The 15,495-nt window shown below is 63.0% G+C and carries 20 protein-coding genes; 10 read left to right on the top strand and 10 right to left on the bottom strand.

Annotation, left to right across the window (positions count from 1 at the left end; genetic code table 11):
- The first annotated feature begins 255 nt into the window (after nucleotides 1-255).
- The 3 genes from FAX90_RS02585 to FAX90_RS02575 all read left to right on the top strand — a co-directional run bounded on the left by FAX90_RS02585 (nucleotide 256) and on the right by FAX90_RS02575 (nucleotide 2,306).
- Complete coding sequence (locus FAX90_RS02585) at nucleotides 256-1,248, top strand: hypothetical protein (protein WP_144095260.1); 993 nt, start codon at nucleotides 256-258, stop codon at nucleotides 1,246-1,248.
- A 185-nt stretch (nucleotides 1,249-1,433) separates the two neighbouring features.
- Nucleotides 1,434-2,009, top strand: a complete 576-nt coding sequence (locus FAX90_RS02580) for a YbhB/YbcL family Raf kinase inhibitor-like protein (protein WP_144095258.1) — start codon at nucleotides 1,434-1,436, stop codon at nucleotides 2,007-2,009.
- A 45-nt stretch (nucleotides 2,010-2,054) separates the two neighbouring features.
- Nucleotides 2,055-2,306, top strand: coding sequence for an SWIB/MDM2 domain-containing protein (locus FAX90_RS02575; protein WP_066555351.1), 252 nt, complete (start codon nucleotides 2,055-2,057; stop codon nucleotides 2,304-2,306).
- A gap of 22 nt (nucleotides 2,307-2,328) precedes the next feature.
- On the opposite strand, the gene FAX90_RS02570 is transcribed toward FAX90_RS02575, so the two are convergent.
- Nucleotides 2,329-2,772 carry a DoxX family protein gene (locus FAX90_RS02570; protein ID WP_170234831.1) on the bottom strand — a complete coding sequence of 148 codons (444 nt, stop codon included), beginning with the start codon at nucleotides 2,770-2,772 and terminating at the stop codon, nucleotides 2,329-2,331.
- Between the two features lie 35 nt (nucleotides 2,773-2,807).
- Between FAX90_RS02570 and FAX90_RS02565 the strand changes: the two genes are divergently transcribed.
- A complete protein-coding gene (locus tag FAX90_RS02565; RefSeq protein ID WP_144095255.1) occupies nucleotides 2,808-3,548 on the top strand; it encodes a DUF72 domain-containing protein in 741 nt (246 codons plus the stop codon).
- Here FAX90_RS02565 and FAX90_RS02560 read toward each other — a convergent pair.
- The 6 genes from FAX90_RS02560 to dapD all read right to left on the bottom strand — a co-directional run bounded on the left by FAX90_RS02560 (nucleotide 3,545) and on the right by dapD (nucleotide 6,136).
- Nucleotides 3,545-4,009 carry an ion channel gene (locus FAX90_RS02560; protein ID WP_144095253.1) on the bottom strand — a complete coding sequence of 155 codons (465 nt, stop codon included), beginning with the start codon at nucleotides 4,007-4,009 and terminating at the stop codon, nucleotides 3,545-3,547. The two genes, FAX90_RS02565 and FAX90_RS02560, sit on opposite strands and share 4 nt — an antisense overlap.
- A 38-nt stretch (nucleotides 4,010-4,047) precedes the next feature.
- Nucleotides 4,048-4,467: a DUF1810 domain-containing protein gene (locus FAX90_RS02555; protein ID WP_144095251.1), complete on the bottom strand. Its 420-nt coding sequence runs from the start codon at nucleotides 4,465-4,467 to the stop codon at nucleotides 4,048-4,050.
- A 6-nt stretch (nucleotides 4,468-4,473) separates the two neighbouring features.
- Nucleotides 4,474-4,656: a DUF3008 family protein gene (locus tag FAX90_RS02550; RefSeq protein WP_144095249.1), complete on the bottom strand. Its 183-nt coding sequence runs from the start codon at nucleotides 4,654-4,656 to the stop codon at nucleotides 4,474-4,476.
- Nucleotides 4,656-4,880 carry a hypervirulence associated TUDOR domain-containing protein gene (locus FAX90_RS02545; RefSeq protein WP_144095247.1) on the bottom strand — a complete coding sequence of 75 codons (225 nt, stop codon included), beginning with the start codon at nucleotides 4,878-4,880 and terminating at the stop codon, nucleotides 4,656-4,658. The genes FAX90_RS02550 and FAX90_RS02545 overlap by 1 nt, the downstream gene beginning before the upstream one ends.
- The gene (locus FAX90_RS02540) at nucleotides 4,880-5,158 is read right to left on the bottom strand and encodes a hypothetical protein (protein WP_144095245.1); all 279 of its coding nucleotides are present in this window, start codon (nucleotides 5,156-5,158) and stop codon (nucleotides 4,880-4,882) included. The genes FAX90_RS02545 and FAX90_RS02540 overlap by 1 nt, the downstream gene beginning before the upstream one ends.
- 135 nt (nucleotides 5,159-5,293) lie before the next feature.
- Entirely contained in the window at nucleotides 5,294-6,136 is an 843-nt protein-coding gene (gene dapD, locus FAX90_RS02535) for a 2,3,4,5-tetrahydropyridine-2,6-dicarboxylate N-succinyltransferase (RefSeq protein ID WP_144095243.1), read from the bottom strand.
- A 264-nt stretch (nucleotides 6,137-6,400) separates the two neighbouring features.
- Between dapD and FAX90_RS02530 the strand changes: the two genes are divergently transcribed.
- On the top strand, nucleotides 6,401-8,782 hold the full coding sequence (locus FAX90_RS02530) for a S8 family peptidase (RefSeq protein ID WP_144095241.1): 2,382 nt from the start codon (nucleotides 6,401-6,403) through the stop codon (nucleotides 8,780-8,782).
- 4 nt (nucleotides 8,783-8,786) lie between these two features.
- On the opposite strand, the gene gmk is transcribed toward FAX90_RS02530, so the two are convergent.
- The 3 genes from gmk to FAX90_RS02515 form a co-directional block, all read right to left on the bottom strand.
- A complete protein-coding gene (gmk, locus tag FAX90_RS02525; RefSeq protein WP_240704680.1) occupies nucleotides 8,787-9,458 on the bottom strand; it encodes a guanylate kinase in 672 nt (223 codons plus the stop codon).
- Between the two features lie 75 nt (nucleotides 9,459-9,533).
- Nucleotides 9,534-9,890: a hypothetical protein gene (locus FAX90_RS02520; RefSeq protein WP_240704679.1), complete on the bottom strand. Its 357-nt coding sequence runs from the start codon at nucleotides 9,888-9,890 to the stop codon at nucleotides 9,534-9,536.
- A gap of 53 nt (nucleotides 9,891-9,943) precedes the next feature.
- The gene (locus FAX90_RS02515) at nucleotides 9,944-10,453 is read right to left on the bottom strand and encodes an SspB family protein (RefSeq protein WP_144095237.1); all 510 of its coding nucleotides are present in this window, start codon (nucleotides 10,451-10,453) and stop codon (nucleotides 9,944-9,946) included.
- 224 nt (nucleotides 10,454-10,677) lie between these two features.
- Between FAX90_RS02515 and hisB the strand changes: the two genes are divergently transcribed.
- The 5 genes from hisB (at nucleotide 10,678) to FAX90_RS02490 (ending at nucleotide 15,324) form a co-directional block, all read left to right on the top strand.
- Nucleotides 10,678-11,286, top strand: a complete 609-nt coding sequence (gene hisB, locus FAX90_RS02510) for an imidazoleglycerol-phosphate dehydratase HisB (protein ID WP_144095235.1) — start codon at nucleotides 10,678-10,680, stop codon at nucleotides 11,284-11,286.
- A gap of 2 nt (nucleotides 11,287-11,288) precedes the next feature.
- Nucleotides 11,289-11,918, top strand: a complete 630-nt coding sequence (gene hisH, locus FAX90_RS02505; RefSeq protein WP_144095233.1) for an imidazole glycerol phosphate synthase subunit HisH — start codon at nucleotides 11,289-11,291, stop codon at nucleotides 11,916-11,918.
- A gap of 81 nt (nucleotides 11,919-11,999) precedes the next feature.
- On the top strand, nucleotides 12,000-12,728 hold the full coding sequence (gene hisA, locus FAX90_RS02500; RefSeq protein ID WP_144095231.1) for a 1-(5-phosphoribosyl)-5-[(5-phosphoribosylamino)methylideneamino]imidazole-4-carboxamide isomerase: 729 nt from the start codon (nucleotides 12,000-12,002) through the stop codon (nucleotides 12,726-12,728).
- Between the two features lie 71 nt (nucleotides 12,729-12,799).
- Nucleotides 12,800-13,597: an imidazole glycerol phosphate synthase subunit HisF gene (gene hisF, locus FAX90_RS02495; protein WP_144095229.1), complete on the top strand. Its 798-nt coding sequence runs from the start codon at nucleotides 12,800-12,802 to the stop codon at nucleotides 13,595-13,597.
- A 113-nt stretch (nucleotides 13,598-13,710) separates the two neighbouring features.
- Nucleotides 13,711-15,324, top strand: a complete 1,614-nt coding sequence (locus tag FAX90_RS02490; protein WP_144095227.1) for a M28 family metallopeptidase — start codon at nucleotides 13,711-13,713, stop codon at nucleotides 15,322-15,324.
- Nucleotides 15,325-15,495: the final 171 nt, after the last annotated feature.

The raw sequence follows: 15,495 nt of genomic DNA, 5'->3' as shown, positions 1-15,495 counted from the left end.
TGTCGTTTCGATGAACACCAAATTAATTACGTTCTGATCAAATGAACGCTATATTAATGTAAGTGCACTTCTCTGTTAATAATCAGATTAGTTGAATTGTCTAAATCTCTATTTGCCGATTAAAACGGGTCGTCTTGCCGCAAGATTGCCATGTTTGCGGATCGGATGATGACAATCGCTGTTACTTCCGATGCTATGAAGACGAAACCGTATTTTGTCCGCCCCGCCGGCAGCGCGATTGCAGCTGCCCTGGCATTGACTGCAACCAACGCGCTGGCGCAGGACGCTGCGTTGCCCGAAATCGTGGTGCCGACCGTTCCGACGGTTACCGAAGCCGCGCCCGCAAAGACGACGCAACCCGCGCCGCAGATCGTGATTCCTGACCCTACTACGTCACCTGCCACGACGATTGCGGCCGAGTCCGGGCCGACTGTCACTGCGGCACCTGTCGAGCAGGTCGAGGCGGCACCGATTGCGACGGCACCATCTGTATCGCAGCCGACGGCAACGACGCTCAACCGAAGTGAGTCCTCTGCCCGTGCTGTAGTCAGCGATGCTGCGGACGTGTCTTCGACTCGACAGGCCGATGCGGCAAATGACGCGGAAATCGCCGGTCTGCCCGCGACCGACACTGCGATCGATGGCGATGGCGCTCTCGCTGCGACCAGCGCGGCAACCGCCTTGCCGGTCAGCGGGGATGTTTCCGGGAAAGAGAATAACGCGACACTCACGATGGCGGGCGGGGCTGCGGCGCTAGGCTTCGGGTTCATCGGACTGTTCATGGCGGGATCGGCGCGTCGCAGGCGTCGGGACCGTCACGGGGCGACGGCGGCAATCACGGACGAACGTAAGGCGATGCCCTTGCGCAAACGCGTTCCTGATGCCGCCGCCGCCCCGAACGATGCGATGGTCGCAGAGGCCAGGCCTGTCGCCGTCCAGCGTCGCCAACCCAATGTCACGTACGGTGGCAGCAAGTGGGACGACGCGGGGTTCGTCAATGCCTCGCCCACCATCGCGGTCCTGCCCACCGGCGATGTGCCGCGTAGCGCCGAAGGCCGCCGCGCCCTTCTGAAGCGGCTGGTTCGCGCCAGGCCCGACGAGGCGAATCCGTTCCGTTCGCCGAAGGCCCGCCGCCGCCGTGCACGCCTGATCGTGCAAAGCCTGACCGAGCGTCTGCGGGAGCAGCCGAATCTGGACTTCCGCCGCTTTTACCAGGGCTTCGCACAGCGCCGGAACCCGGTTGCCTGAGTGTTCTGGCGGCCCCGTCAAGTCCCGCGGGGTCGCCAGATGCCATCTAAATGGGGCAAAACGCCCGGCGCACCTCTCGCAAGGGGGGCGCTTTTCCCATAAGTCCGAGAGTGAAATCGTGTCGAACACGCCTGTAAGGGCCGCTCGGCACGGGAGTTGAAGACACGAATTTGCAAGAGTTGACCATGCCCGAGTGCCCCGCCTGGCTAGAAGCCGCCCTGAACGATGCCGCCAACGGCGCGCTTAGCGTTGCAACGCTTGGCAGTGGTTCGCTGCTTGGTGCGGGAGGCCTGAAGCTGACCAGCGCCGCGTTCGAGGACGGGGAAGAGCTGGACCCGTCCTTTACCGCGGACGAGGAAGACGCCGTCGCCCCGCCACTGGAATGGAGCCAGCCGCCTGCAGGCACGATGGAAATGGCGCTGATCGTCGAAGATGCGACCGACGGGGCGAAGTGTCACTGGCTTGTCTGGGGCATCGCACCGCAGCGCGGAAAGCTGATGGAGGGCGAAGTTCCGCCCCGCACGGGCAAGAACGGTGCCGGCAATTCCGACTGGCTGCTTCCGTCGCTGAAAGACGAGGAAGAACATTCATTCGTGTTCCAGCTCTATGCGCTGGACGCACCGCTGAATCTCGCGCCGGGCGCCTCGCGCAAGGCGCTGGTCGAGGCGATGCAGGGGCACGTCGTTGCCGTGTCGCTGCTGACGGGCACGTATGCCCGTGAGAAGGAAATTGAGGATTGGGACGACATCGACGTGGAATAGTCCACCGCGATCAATCGATGCCCATATTTGAAGGGAGCCAAGGAAATGGCCGCCAAGAACAATGCGATCAACAAGCCCGTCGCCGTTTCGCCGACGCTCGAGGAAATCGTCGGCAAGGGTCCGATGTCGCGCGGTGAAGTGACTTCGAAGGTGTGGGAATACATCAAGAAGCACGACCTGCAGGCCAAGGACGACAAGCGCATGATCGAACCCGACGCCAAGCTGGGCGCCGTCATCGGCAACGAGAAGATCTCGATGTTCAAGATGACCGCTGCGGTGTCGAAGCACCTCGGCTAATAATACGGGCTTCGGCCCGCGATTACCTCTTCCGGCGGGGCCAGTCGATGACCCCGCCGGTCCAGAGGGCCAGCCAGATCAGCACCGGTTGCAGCGCCATGCGCGGCAGGTGATAGGCAAGGCCCCAGCCACCATCCGGTGACGCCAGGTCCATCATCATGTGATTGATGTTGGCCGGCCAGACGCACAGCGCATAAAGCGCAAGGCCGATCCCGGCTGCCTGCCGCAGCGGACGGCTGAATGGCTGGGCCAGCGCGATCGCGCCCGCCAGTTCGGCGATGCCCGTCCAGAAAATGACCGTTTCGGCCATCGGCACCCAGTCCGGCGTGATCTTCAGGAAAGTCTCTGGCGTCGCGATATGGGCATAGCCTGCATAGGCGTAGAGCGCGGCGAGCACGAGGCGTGCGACCATTCGCTTGCGGCTTTCACTTCGGGGCGGGGCGGAACCGGTCTGGGCGTTGCTCATTGCAATGTCATGCGCAGAGCCGGTCCCATCGTGCAATGACCATTCGTACCGGTATCGGCGGCTGGACCTATGAACCGTGGCGCGGGCTGTTCTATCCTGACGGGCTACGGCAAAAGGACGAACTGGCCTATGCCGCATCGCGCCTCGGTGCGATCGAGGTCAATGCCACGTTCTATCGGCTGCAAAAACCGGAGACATTCGCCCGCTGGCGCGCCGCAGCGCCGGACGGGTTCGTGTTCGCGCTCAAGGGCTCGCGCTATGTCGTGACACGCAGGAAACTGGCCGATGCGGGCGAGGCGGTTCGGCGCTTTGTCGATCAGGGCATTGCCGAATTGGGCGACAGGTTGGGACCAGTTCTTTGGCAAATGCCCAGGACGCGTGCGTTCGATGCCGACGATATCGCGGCATTTCTGGACCTCTTGCCGCGAGAGGCGGCAGGACTGCCGCTGCGCCATGCGATCGAGGTGCAGCACGACAGTTTCGACTGCGACGCCTTCGCAAACATCGCCAGGGATGCGGGCGTGGCCATCGCCTATATCGATGCCGAAGACGTACCGACGATCGACCGGCAGACCGCCGACTTTTCCTATGCCCGGTTGAAACGCGCACAATCCCGATTGAAGCGCGGCTATCCTCCTGCCGAGATCGAGCGGCTGGCCAGTCGGGCAGAGGCGTGGGGTAAGGGCGGGCGCGATGTCTTCATGTTCTGCATCAACGGCGCGAAAGAGCGTGCACCTGCCGCCGCGATGGCGCTGGCGCGGAAAATGTCAGGTTAGCGCCGCTTGATGTCGAGCCGCCCGAGGATGCGGACGAAATAGGCGGTCGACCACCCGAGCAGGATGATGCCGCAAATACCCTCCAGCGCGCCGACGATGCGCCAGTCGCTTGCCATGGCGACGTCGTCATAACCGATCGCGCCGTAGGAAATGGTCGAGTAGTAGATCGCCGATTCCAGCGTCGGCAAAGCACCGACCGCGCGGAAGAACAGGGCGAACATCCAGATTTCGATGCCGTGCAGAATGAACAAGCCATAGACAATGGCGAGCGTGACCAGAATGCCATGGAACGAGACGGGAGGCAGGTGCGTGACCCGCTGATCCGAATCGGACGGGTGGACGAAATGGGTCAACAGGGCGAGGCCAAGGCCGTGCACGGTGACGCAGGCCATGATCATGGCCGTGGCCCAGGCCAGCTGCGGCATCAGGATATGTATCGATTGAACGGTATTGTCGTCCACGCTGACCTCCCCGGTAAGAGGTTTGCCAGCACAGGCGGTCAGGTCAAGCGTTCGAGCGTCGCGTTATCACGTGCGCCTGCGAAGAAGGCATCGAGAACATCGGCGAAAGGGGCGGGGGAGTCGGCCACCTCCAGAAACAGCGTCATGGAGCTTTGCAGCTTCATCGCGTCGACCGGACCAAGGATCGCGACCGCGCTGCGTTTCCCGGCCCAGCCCAGAACGGCTTCGCAACATTCGCGAAGGCGCGGGCCAAGGACCGGATGGGCGAGATAAGCCGCCGCTTCGCCCCGATCTGCAATGGCATAAAAACGGGCCGTAGCGCTCCGGCCCAAACCCGCGATCTGCGGGAAGATAAACCACATCCAGTGGCTGCGCTTGTTGCCAGCCCGCAGTTCCGCAAGCGCAATCGGGAAGACACCTTCCTGCGCGGTGACAAAGCGATCGAGGTGGGCGGCCAAGCGACCTCAATCCTTGTGGTCGGGCAAGTCTTTCGTACTGGTCGATGCCATGTCGTCCAGTTCCTCTTCGGTCATGGATTCGTACATGTCTTTCGACGCGCCCTGCAGGTCGCCGACCTTGGTATTGCCGCGCTTGGCGGACAAGGCGGCGCCTGCCGCGCGCTGCTGGGCCTTTGATTCGGCCTTCATCAGTTCGCCGCCTCAAGCTCGGAACCCAGCTTCAGGACTTCGTCGCCGTCTTCTTGTTTGATGAGGTAGGCGGGGTTGTCCTCGGTCCCGTTCTTGCTGATCTTGCTGCCCTGAAGCGTGCGTTCGACGTCACGTTCGAAACGCTCTTTTACCTGGCCGGTGCCGGTTCCATTGCCCCAGTTCCACTTCACGTGCTGGTTCTTCTGAAACTTGTTGTCGGCCATCAGTTGGCCTCTTCCATTGCCGCCGGTTCGCTGGCCTGACCAACTTCGTCCGCCGCGCCGGCGACGGGTTCGCCTGCGGCGGTGTAGGGTTCGGACGTGCGTTCCGCTCCGCTCTCGATCGGATCGTCGGCCGTTGCGGCACCCGTGACCCAGACAATCGTCATTGCAGCGGCCGCCAGAACGAGGCTGATGATGAGGACGTAGCGCACGATGTGCGGGGTGCTCCCGCCACGTGCCTCGTTAGTGGTGACGTCAACTTCGTCGCCATGTCGTTCCATCGAATGCTCCTGTTGTTTCGCGATCTTGTGGTTCCGGCTTCCATCAAAAGAGCCGGGCTTTCACCACATAGAACGCGGTTGCAGGCGGATATGTTCCGCCCGCAACGCACAGGACCGACGATGGAAGATACCGTTTTAGGGGCGCAGAAGCTCGTTGATCGAGGTCTTGGAACGGGTCTGCGCGTCGACGGTCTTCACGATGACGGCGCAATAGAGCGAGGGGCCTGGGCTGCCATCGGGAAGCGGCTTGCCGGGCATGGCGCCGGGCACGACGACTGCGTAGGGCGGAACCTTGCCCATGTGGATTTCGCCGGTGGCCCGATCGACGATGCGGGTCGATGCGCCAAGATAGACGCCCATCGATAGCACTGCGCCTTCGCCGACATGGACACCTTCGGCCACTTCGGCACGTGCGCCGATGAAGCAGTTGTCCTCGATGATGACCGGCCCGGCCTGAAGCGGTTCGAGCACCCCGCCGATGCCCGCGCCGCCCGAAAGGTGCACGTTCTTGCCGATCTGCGCGCACGAGCCGACCGTCGCCCATGTGTCGACCATCGTGCCTTCGTCGACGAAAGCGCCGATGTTGACGAAGCTGGGCATCAGGACGACGCCCTTGGCGATGTAGGAACCGCGACGCGCGATCGCGCCGGGCACGACGCGAAAGCCTGCTTCGGCAAAGCGCGTGTCGCTCCACCCGGAGAACTTCGACGGCACCTTGTCATAGGCGGGCGCGCCGGCGGACCCTTCGGGCACGATTTCGTTGTCGTTGAGGCGGAACGAGAGGAGCACGGCCTTTTTCAGCCACTGGTTCACGACCCATTCGCCGTCCTTTTTCTCGGCCACGCGTTCCTCGCCGCTGTCCAGCATGGCCAGCGCCTTTTCGACATTCGCGCGCACTTCGGTGCTTTCGGGGGTGACGCTGGCGCGATCTTCGAAAGCGGCGTCGATGGCGGCGATCAGGGCGGCGTTGTCGGACATGAAAATACCTCGCGATGGGTCGCCAGCATGGATTGCGGGCACGAATGTGACGATCTCACCGCGCCGCCTATCGCCAGAACGGCGCGCGGGCAACCGGGATTAGGGGCCAAGACTTGCGCTTTTGGCAAGCCGTCTTACCCGTGGGCCTTCATTCACGGATCGTCCATACCCTGCGCGATAGGGTCCGCAACGGCGCGAACGCCGCTTGGGCGAAGCAACAAGGCCTGCGAAAATGCGCGCGATAGACGGATGAACGGGACTGGAATGGCGGACAAGCAAACCCCTGATGCAAAAGCACTGATCCTGCGCGCACTGGCCGGTGCGTCGCTAGCCGCGCTTTCGGCATGCGGCGGCGGGGGAGGCGGCGGCGGTGGCGGAGTGATTTCCACGCCCGCTCCCGCGCCTGCGCCCAGCCCGACACCGTCCCCCACGCCTTCGCCGACGCCCACGTCGACGACGAATTTCGATACCGCGGAATTCCGCCGCTCCGACGGGCCGAAACAGCATAATGCCGTCACCGCGTGGCAGCAGGGCGCAACGGGCGAGGGGGTGTCGATCGCGGTCATCGACACCGGCATCGACAGCGACAGTCCGGAATTCGCAGGCCGGGTCGCCCCCGAATCGCAGGACGTCGCCGGCAATCGCGGTATCGACAGCCCGGACGGCCACGGAACTCAGGTCGCGCTTGTCGCGGCGGCTGCGCGCAACAACAGCGGCGTGATGGGCATTGCATTCGACGCCACCGTCCTCGCGCTGCGGGCGGACGAGCCGGGCACGTGCAGCTCGTTCGATCCGGCGGATTCGTCCACCGGTTGCAGCTTTCTCGACAGCGACATTGCGCGCGGCGTCGATGTCGCCATCGCGTCCGGCGCGAAAGTGGTGAACCTCTCGCTTGGCGGTTCGCTGCCCACGGCCCAGTTGACGGCAGCGATCGATCGCGCGGCACAGGCGGGACTCGTCGTCGTGGTTTCTGCGGGGAACGACGGCGAATCCACTGATCCCGGAATCGATCCGGCACAGCCCGATCCCTTCGCTTCCGGTGTCTTTTTCGCCGCGCCGCAGAATGTCATCATCGTCGGATCGGTTGACGCGAACAACACGATCTCCAGCTTCAGCAACCGCGCAGGGTCGCAGGCCAGTGGCTTCATCACCGCACGCGGAGAGGACGTTTGCTGCGTCTACGAAAACGGCGAGATCTATACCGAGGTCGTCGGCGGCGTCGAATATATCTACGTCAGCAACGGGACCAGCTTTTCCGCCCCGCAAGTCGCCGGGGCCGCGGCCCTGCTGGCCCAGGCGTTCCCGAACCTGACCGGTTCCGAAATCGTGGAACTGATCCTTCGTGGTGCTTCCGACCTCGGCGATGCGGGGGTCGATGCCGTCTATGGCGTCGGCCTGCTGGACATTGCCGGCTCATTCGCGCCGCAGGGACGGACCTCGCTGGCCGGAACGGCGACGGCCGTCGCGCTGGGCGATGGTTCGGGCGTGACCAGCCCGGCCATGGGCGATGCGGCACGGCGGGCCAGCATCGGCACCGTGGTTCTGGATGAATATGACCGGGCCTATGGCGCGGATCTGGGCGCGCGGCTGGCCACGGCTAGGGTGGAGCCACGGCTTTACCAGGCGATATCGGGCCAGGCCGAGGGGCTTTATGTTACCAGCGGCACGACCTCGCTCGCTTTTACCGTCGCACCCGGCACGGTTCACGCCGCATCCCCGATCCCGCTGCGTCTCGATGACGAGAACGCTGAGAAAGCACGCCTTCTGGCGGCGCGGATCGGTGCGCGGATCGCGCCTGATACCGAGTTTGCTTTTGCCTTGCGCGAAGGGGCGCAGGGGCTGGAAGCCGGACTTGCCGGTCATTCGCGACCGGCCTTCCTCGTCGCGGGGGAGAGCGCTGGCGAACTGGGCTTCGTCGCGCGCCGCGACGGCGCGGTTGCGGTGCGTCATGGCTTCGGAGATTTCGGAGTTACCGCCAGTGTCGAGAGCGGCAAGGCGTGGAGCGACAGTTTCGAAGGCGGCCTCAGGTCGCGCGGGAAGCAGGATGATTTTACCCGCTACGCAGCGACGCTGGACTGGTCGGGCCGTGATATTTCCGCCTCTTTCGGGGCGAGCGTTCTGGCAGAAGACCGGACCGTTCTAGGCGCGCGGTTTTCCGACGCGATCGGCGCGAGCGGGGCGGACACCGTGTTCCTCGACGCGGCGTTTGCCTGGAAACCTTCGCCGGGATGGTCGCTTGGTGCCGACTATCGCCGCGGCATGACCAGCCCGCGTGCCGCCGGCCTGATCGACGGCGCTTCGGGTTTCAGCAGTAGCGCGTGGAGCATCGACGCGCAGCGGCAAGGCGTTTTTGCCGACAGCGACACGCTCGGTCTGCGGATTGCGCAACCGCTGCGGGTGGAAGGGGGCGGATTGTCGCTTAACCTGCCGACCGCGTGGGATTACGCAACCGAGACCGCGACTTTTGGACAGCGCAGCCTTTCGCTCGAACCTACGGGCCGTGAAATCACCAGCGAAGTGCGCTGGATCGGGCCGTGGATGGGCGGCAGCCTGACGGCCAGCCTATTCTATCGCCGCGATCCGGGGCACATCGCCGACTTGTCCGACGACAAGGGTGCGGCGTTGCGCTGGTCCGCACGGTTCTGACGCGTCAGGCCCCCGGGGGCGGGCCGGCCATCAACTCGCGCACGAAGCTGACGAGACCGGTCTGACGCTCTCGCCTCATGCGCTCTGCATGCAGGATTTCGCGGACCTGTGCGAAGCAGCTTTCCACGTCGTCGTTCACCACGACGTAGCGGTATTCGGACCAGTGGCTGATTTCCGCGCGTGCGCGCTCCATGCGGGCTTCGATGACCTTCGGATCGTCGGTGCCGCGCGCGATCAGGCGGCGGCGCAGCTCGTCGATGCTGGGCGGCAGGATGAAGACCGGCACGACGTCCTCGCTCGCCCGCTGGTTCAACTGCTGCGTGCCTTGCCAGTCGATGTCGAAAAGGAAATCGCGGCCCTCTTTCATGCCGTTCCAGATCTGCGCCTTGGGCGTGCCGTAGCTGTGGCCGAAGACATGTGCCCATTCGAGGAACGCGTGATCATCGACCATCGCGTCGAAATCGTCTTTCTGGACGAAGTGATAGTCCTTGCCGTCAACCTCACCGGGCCGCATCGGGCGCGTCGTCGCCGACACCGAGAGATTGATCTCGTCATCTGACGCCAGCAGCTTGCGCGCGATCGTCGTCTTTCCCGCGCCGGAGGGCGAGGACAGGATGAACATGAGCCCGCGGCGTTTCAGCGCGGTATTTTCGTCGGAAGTCTGGTCAACGGGCATGCGCGCTGATGGCCGCGACTGGGCGTCGCGGTCAAGCGCCGTAACCGTTTTTGTCGAAAATTGCGGGAGAAGCGCTTACTTTTCGGCCTGTTCCATGCGTTCCTGCATCTGTTTGCGCCCTTCGATCCGCGCGCCGGTCTTGCCCATCGAACGATCCCACAGCGTCTTGCCGAGGATGCCGGTGCCCACGATCAGCGCGCCGGGGATCGAGCGCGTGGCGACGCGCGCAATGGCAACCGAAACCAGGGTCTGTGCCATCGAGCGTCCGGCGACGACTTTCTCTGCGTCTTCAGAGCTGTAGCGCGTGCGCAGCAGCGCCTTCTCGGTTAGTCGCCGCGTAATGCGGCCCACACCGCGCAGGGCGATGTCGGTGACGATCAGGTTCGTCATCGGATTGGGGCTAAGACCGGGGAGTTTGCGGCGCTTGGGCATTGAGACCTCTTTTTCGATCATGGGCCCGCGCGGTTATCGAAAGCGCCGGGCTCTTATTTCTTTTTCCCGAAATCGACGGTCACGACGTTGGAGCCATCTTCCGGGGGCGTCACCGAAGAAACGTCTTCGCCGTCACCCTGTTCCATGTCGTTTTCGGCATCGTCGTGCGGTTCGGGTTCATCGTCCAGTTCGATAGCCTGGAACTGAAGCCCGAAATCGACCGCGGGATCGACGAAAGCGGTGATCGCGGCAAAGGGTATCACGAGCTTTGCCGGAATCTGGTTGAAGCTGAGACCCACGGAGAACAGCGTGTCCTCGACCGAGAGGTCCCAGAACTTGTTCTGCAGGACGATCGTCATCTCGTCCGGGAAACGCGCGCGCAGATCCGCCGGGATCGAAACGCCGGGAGCGCCGGTCTTGAACGTGATGTAGAAGTGGTGCGATCCGGGCAGTTCGCTGCCCGATGCTTCCACTTCGCGCAGCACGCGGCCAACGACTGCGCGCAGGGCCTCCTGCACGATTTCGTCATAGGGTATCAGGCTGTCGGGCGGTGCGTCGCTCATGGGGGTGGCTTGGCCGCATCAAGCCGCGCGGTCAAGCCGGAAAAGCGGTCATCAACCGCTATTGCCGATGTGTTTTACGTATTGTGCATAGCTGTGGCAAACTGTGAGGTATTCGCTTCAAGCATCAGCAAAAAATCGATTTATAGTCATTTTCACCATGGCTCGTGCATGTGCGTGTGCGATCGCATCTTGCGTGACGCGGTCGCGGGCCTATAGCGGCTGCCATGCGTACCGGATCGATCTCGCGTAAGACCAAGGAAACCGCCATCGAAGTGGCGGTGAACCTCGATGGCACCGGCGAATACGACATCGCCACCGGCATCGGTTTTCTGGACCACATGGTCGAACAGTTTTCCCGCCATTCCCTGATCGACGTGACATTGAAGGTCGACGGCGACCTGCACGTGGACCAACACCACACGGTAGAGGACAGCGCGATCGCGCTGGGCGAGGCGCTGTTGCAGGCGCTGGGCGAAAAGCGCGGGATTTCGCGCTACGGTCAGGCCTATTCGCCGATGGACGAAACCCTGTCGCGCGTGGCGCTGGATATTTCGGGGCGGCCCTGGCTGGTCTGGAAAGCGGGCTTTTCGCAGCCGCGCCTTGGCGAGATGGATACCGAGCTTTTCGAGCACTGGTTTCACTCCGTCGCGCAGGCCGCGGGCATCACGCTGCACATCGAATTGCTCTACGGCCAGAACAACCATCACATCATTGAATCGATCTACAAGGGCTTTGCCCGGTCGATGCGGATGGCGGTCGAACTGGACCCGCGCAAGGGTGACGCGATCCCTTCTACCAAGGGCCTGCTGGGCAAGGGCACGATCGAGACCTGAGCATGCCTTCGCACGTCGCTCTCATCGATTACGGAGCCGGCAACCTGCAGTCGGTCGCCAATGCGCTGAAGGCTGCCGGGGCCGATCACGTAAAGGTTTCCGGCGATCCCGATGTCGTGCTGGCCGCCGATCGTGTCGTGCTTCCCGGTGTTGGAGCTTTTGCCAACTGCATCAAGGCATTGCGGTCAATACCTGGCATGGTTTCTTCGATGGAAAAGCGCGTCCTCGATCAAGGTGCGCCGTTCCTCGGCATCTGTGTCGGGATGCAACTGCTTGCCACGCGCGGTGTCGAACATGGCGTTCACAAGGGGCTGGGCTGGATCTCGGGAGAGGTCCTGCCGATCGAAGTGACCGACCCGGCGATCAAGATTCCGCACATGGGCTGGAACGACGTCGCGCCGATGAAGCATCACGACGGCGCCGAACTGATCGAGCGGGGCGAGGCGTATTTCCTGCACTCCTATCACTTCGTTGCCGACGAGGGACGCGACATAGCCGCGATCACCGACCATGGCGGTTCGATCACCGCGGCAGTGGCGCGCGACAACATGTTGGGCGTTCAGTTTCACCCGGAAAAGAGCCAGCGTTACGGCATCGAACTGCTGGAGCGGTTCCTTGAGTGGAAACCGTAACGACCGCTCATGCGTGATCGGCTGGGCCGAAGCGCAAAAACAGGCTTTTGCATGATGCGCAGCGGTGTATAGGCCCCAGCCATGATCGTATTTCCCGCAATCGACCTCAAGGGCGGCCAGGTCGTCCGCCTTGCTGAAGGCGACATGGACCGCGCCACCGTCTACGGCGATAACCCCGCCGCCCAGGCGAAGATTTTCGCAGAGGCGGGGGCGATGCATTTGCATGTCGTCGACCTCGACGGGTCGTTCGCGGGCGAGGCTCGCAATCGCGAGGCGGTAGAGGCGATCGTCGAGGCTTTCGAAGGTTATGTCCAGCTTGGCGGCGGTATCCGCACGCCCGAAGTGGTTGAGGCCTGGTTTGATGCCGGTGTCGCACGCATCGTCATGGGCACCGCGGCGTTGAAGGACCCGCAGTTCGTCAAGGACATGGCCAAGGAATACCCCGGCGGCATCGTCGTGGCAGTCGATGCCAAGGACGGCATGGTCGCCACCGCGGGCTGGGCGGACGTGTCGGACGTGCCGGTCGTCGACATGGCCCGCCGGTTCGAGGATGCGGGCGTCGCCTCGCTCCTGTTCACCGACATCGGGCGCGATGGCATGCTGAAAGGCTGCAATATCGACGCGACCGTCGAACTGGCCCGCTCGGTCGATCTGCCCGTCATCGCCAGTGGCGGGGTGAAGGGGCTGGACGATATTCACATCCTGTCGCTCCACGCGAACGAAGGGATAGAGGGCGTCATCACTGGCCGCGCGATCTATGACGGCAGGCTCGACCTTGCCACCGCGCTGGCCATGGCGAACCGCGACTGATTTTTTTGGAAGTGGCGCGCCACAGGGTGTAGTCACTTGCCCACGCCGCAACCTGACGGAGCGTTTGTTTCATGACTGTCCGTGTCCGCGTCATTCCCTGCCTCGACGTTGCCGATGGCCGCGTGGTGAAGGGCGTGAACTTCGTCGATCTGGTGGACGCGGGCGATCCGGTGGAGCAGGCGCAGGCCTATGACGCCGCCGGTGCGGACGAACTGTGCTTTCTAGACATCTCGGCCAGCCACGAAGGGCGCGGCACGCTGATCGACGTCGTTCGGCGCACGGCAGAGGTATGCTTCATGCCGCTGACTGTTGGCGGCGGCGTGCGCAGTGCTGACGATGCCCGTGCCCTGCTATTGGCAGGCGCGGACAAGGTTGCGGTCAATTCGGCCGCCGTTTCCCGCCCCGAAGTGGTCGCCGAAATCGCGGAGCGGTTCGGCAGTCAGTGCATCGTTGCCAGCGTCGATGCGCGCCGAGTCTGTGGACCAGGTGTGGATAAGTCTGGGGACGGTTCCGGGGAAAGCCGGTGGGAAATTTTCACCCACGGCGGCCGCAAGGCAACCGGGATCGACGCGCTCGAACATGCGCGCCGCCTTGCCGAACTGGGGGCGGGCGAACTGCTCGTCACCTCAATGGACGGCGACGGCACCAAGAAGGGTTACGACCTGGAACTGACCCGCGCGATCGCGGATGCCGTAACGGTACCCGTCATCGCCAGCGGCGGTGTCGGCACCCTCGATCACCTTGTCGAAGGGGTGACGCATGGTCATGCCAGCGCGGTTCTGGCGGCAAGTATCTTCCACTTCGGACAGCACACGATCGCAGAGGCGCACGACGCCCTGCGCGCCGCCGGGCTTCCTGCGCGCAGCTGACGGGCTGGCTGAAAAACACGGTTAATCGCCGTTTTTCGGCAATGAGAACGTTTTCAAAGCCAGTTTCCTTGGTTACAGGCGTAACCACACGAATCATTCCCAAGGTTTAATCAATGCGGATTGCCCTCCTGCTGACCGCCTCGCTTGCGCTTGCTTCATGCGCGGCAGCAGACATGAACGTCGCGACTGCGCCCAGCGAACGCTCGATAGAGGCGGACGTGCGTTACCTTGCGTCTGACGAACTCGAAGGTCGCCAGTCGGGTGAGCGTGGGTATCAGCTGGCTTCGCAGTACGTCGCGGACCGTTTCGCATCGGTGGGTGTGCAACCCGGCGCTGCCGACGGTACTTATTTCCAGCCGGTGGGCCTGCGGATCATGCGTCCCGGCCCGATGGATGCCAACACGATGACGCTGTCGGGCGACAATGCGCCCAAGCTGGAACTGGGTACCGATTACCTTGTCGACGGTTTTGTCGGGCAGGAAAGCGGTGTGATCGAGGCCCCTCTGGTCTTCGTCGGGCAGGGCTATGTCGATCCGCGCAATGGCCGTGACGATTTTGCGGGTATCGACCTGAAGGGCAAGATCGCCGTCGCCATTACCGGCGCGCCGGAATTCCTGAACAGCGAAGAACGCGCCTATTTCAACGGCCAGCGTTCGCGCGAAATGGCAAGGCGCGGGGCAATCGGTCTCGTCTCGCTGCTGACCGAGAAATCGGAAGAGCGTTACAGCTGGGACAGGCGGCTTACGGGCCGTGACCATGCGACCAGTGCGACCTGGGTCGGCGAAGATGGCAAGGCCTACGATCCGCGCGAAGGGATGGTCGCCTATGCCGTGCTGAACCCTGCTGCCGCGACAAGGCTGCTCGACGGTCAGCCCATGAGTTATGCCGAGGCGATTGCCGCGATCGACGAACCGGATGCAAGGCTGCCCGCGTTCGATATGGGCATGACGGCCAGAATCGCTTTCCAGCAGAAGTTCGAAGACGTCACCAGCCGTAACGTTGTCGGCGTCGTTCCCGGCACCGATCCCGAACTGAAAGACGAATTCGTCGTCCTGACCGCACACCTCGACCACATCGGCGTCGATGCGGATGAAGAGGGCGACACGATCAACAACGGCGCGATGGACAACGCGACCGGTAGTGCGATCCTGATCGATGTCGCGCGCCGTTTTGCGATGGCACCTCCGCGTCGGTCAGTGATGTTCGTGGCGCTGACGGCAGAGGAAATGGGCCTCATCGGCTCGTCCTATCATGCCCGCAACACCATCGTTCCCAAGGACAGCGTCGTTGCCAACGTCAATCTCGACATGCCGATGCTGACTTACGAATATGTCGACGTGGTTGCCTTTGGTGCCGAAAGGTCGACGCTGTACGGCGCAGTTGCCAAGGCGGCGAAAGCAGCCGGTATCGAATTTGCCAAGGACCCGTTCACGGAAGAGGGCCTTTTTACCCGTTCGGACCACTATTCCTATGTCCGTGAGGGTATCCCCTCGATCTATGTCGCAACCGGGCCGGGCAATGGCGGGTTCGACGCGTTCGGCGCTTTTCTGGCGGAGCATTATCACTCGCCGTCCGACGAAGTGGAGCTGATCATGTTCGATCAGGCGGCCCGGTTTGCCGATCTCAATTTCGATATCGCACGCAACATTGCAGATATGGGCGAAAGGCCTGTCTGGAAGAAGGATGATTTCTTTGGGACCGTTTTCGACGGCCCCATGAAGGACTGACTCCTCCTCTAAAAGATCTTCCAGCACCTTTCGTCCAGCGCGGCGGGGCGGGTCACATCCCCCCACCACCGTGACCCGTTCCCGTCGCGCACTTTTTTCCGATCCGATCACGACTTTCGCCCGCGCGGTTGCCCTGCTGCCTGCCCGATCCTAACTTGGCGCAGACGGCCG

Source organism: Croceicoccus sediminis, assembly GCF_007570835.1.
Classification (GTDB): domain Bacteria; phylum Pseudomonadota; class Alphaproteobacteria; order Sphingomonadales; family Sphingomonadaceae; genus Croceicoccus; species Croceicoccus sediminis.
Note: the sequence above shows the minus strand (reverse complement) of the source record. Positions and strands in the feature narration are given on the sequence as shown.

What these genes read in the sequence shown, in the direction of transcription:
- FAX90_RS02580 (WP_144095258.1), top strand. Translation starts at nt 1,434, where the DNA reads ATGCCCGAGTGCCCCGCCTGGCTAGAAGCCGCCCTGAACGATGCCGCC.
- FAX90_RS02575 (WP_066555351.1), top strand. Translation starts at nt 2,055, where the DNA reads ATGGCCGCCAAGAACAATGCGATCAACAAGCCCGTCGCCGTTTCGCCG.
- FAX90_RS02570 (WP_170234831.1), bottom strand. Translation starts at nt 2,772, where the DNA reads ATGAGCAACGCCCAGACCGGTTCCGCCCCGCCCCGAAGTGAAAGCCGC.
- FAX90_RS02565 (WP_144095255.1), top strand. Translation starts at nt 2,808, where the DNA reads ATGACCATTCGTACCGGTATCGGCGGCTGGACCTATGAACCGTGGCGC.
- FAX90_RS02550 (WP_144095249.1), bottom strand. Translation starts at nt 4,656, where the DNA reads ATGAAGGCCGAATCAAAGGCCCAGCAGCGCGCGGCAGGCGCCGCCTTG.
- FAX90_RS02545 (WP_144095247.1), bottom strand. Translation starts at nt 4,880, where the DNA reads ATGGCCGACAACAAGTTTCAGAAGAACCAGCACGTGAAGTGGAACTGG.
- FAX90_RS02540 (WP_144095245.1), bottom strand. Translation starts at nt 5,158, where the DNA reads ATGGAACGACATGGCGACGAAGTTGACGTCACCACTAACGAGGCACGT.
- dapD (WP_144095243.1), bottom strand. Translation starts at nt 6,136, where the DNA reads ATGTCCGACAACGCCGCCCTGATCGCCGCCATCGACGCCGCTTTCGAA.
- FAX90_RS02530 (WP_144095241.1), top strand. Translation starts at nt 6,401, where the DNA reads ATGGCGGACAAGCAAACCCCTGATGCAAAAGCACTGATCCTGCGCGCA.
- gmk (WP_240704680.1), bottom strand. Translation starts at nt 9,458, where the DNA reads ATGCCCGTTGACCAGACTTCCGACGAAAATACCGCGCTGAAACGCCGC.
- FAX90_RS02520 (WP_240704679.1), bottom strand. Translation starts at nt 9,890, where the DNA reads ATGCCCAAGCGCCGCAAACTCCCCGGTCTTAGCCCCAATCCGATGACG.
- FAX90_RS02515 (WP_144095237.1), bottom strand. Translation starts at nt 10,453, where the DNA reads ATGAGCGACGCACCGCCCGACAGCCTGATACCCTATGACGAAATCGTG.
- hisB (WP_144095235.1), top strand. Translation starts at nt 10,678, where the DNA reads ATGCGTACCGGATCGATCTCGCGTAAGACCAAGGAAACCGCCATCGAA.
- hisH (WP_144095233.1), top strand. Translation starts at nt 11,289, where the DNA reads ATGCCTTCGCACGTCGCTCTCATCGATTACGGAGCCGGCAACCTGCAG.
- hisA (WP_144095231.1), top strand. Translation starts at nt 12,000, where the DNA reads ATGATCGTATTTCCCGCAATCGACCTCAAGGGCGGCCAGGTCGTCCGC.
- hisF (WP_144095229.1), top strand. Translation starts at nt 12,800, where the DNA reads ATGACTGTCCGTGTCCGCGTCATTCCCTGCCTCGACGTTGCCGATGGC.
- FAX90_RS02490 (WP_144095227.1), top strand. Translation starts at nt 13,711, where the DNA reads ATGCGGATTGCCCTCCTGCTGACCGCCTCGCTTGCGCTTGCTTCATGC.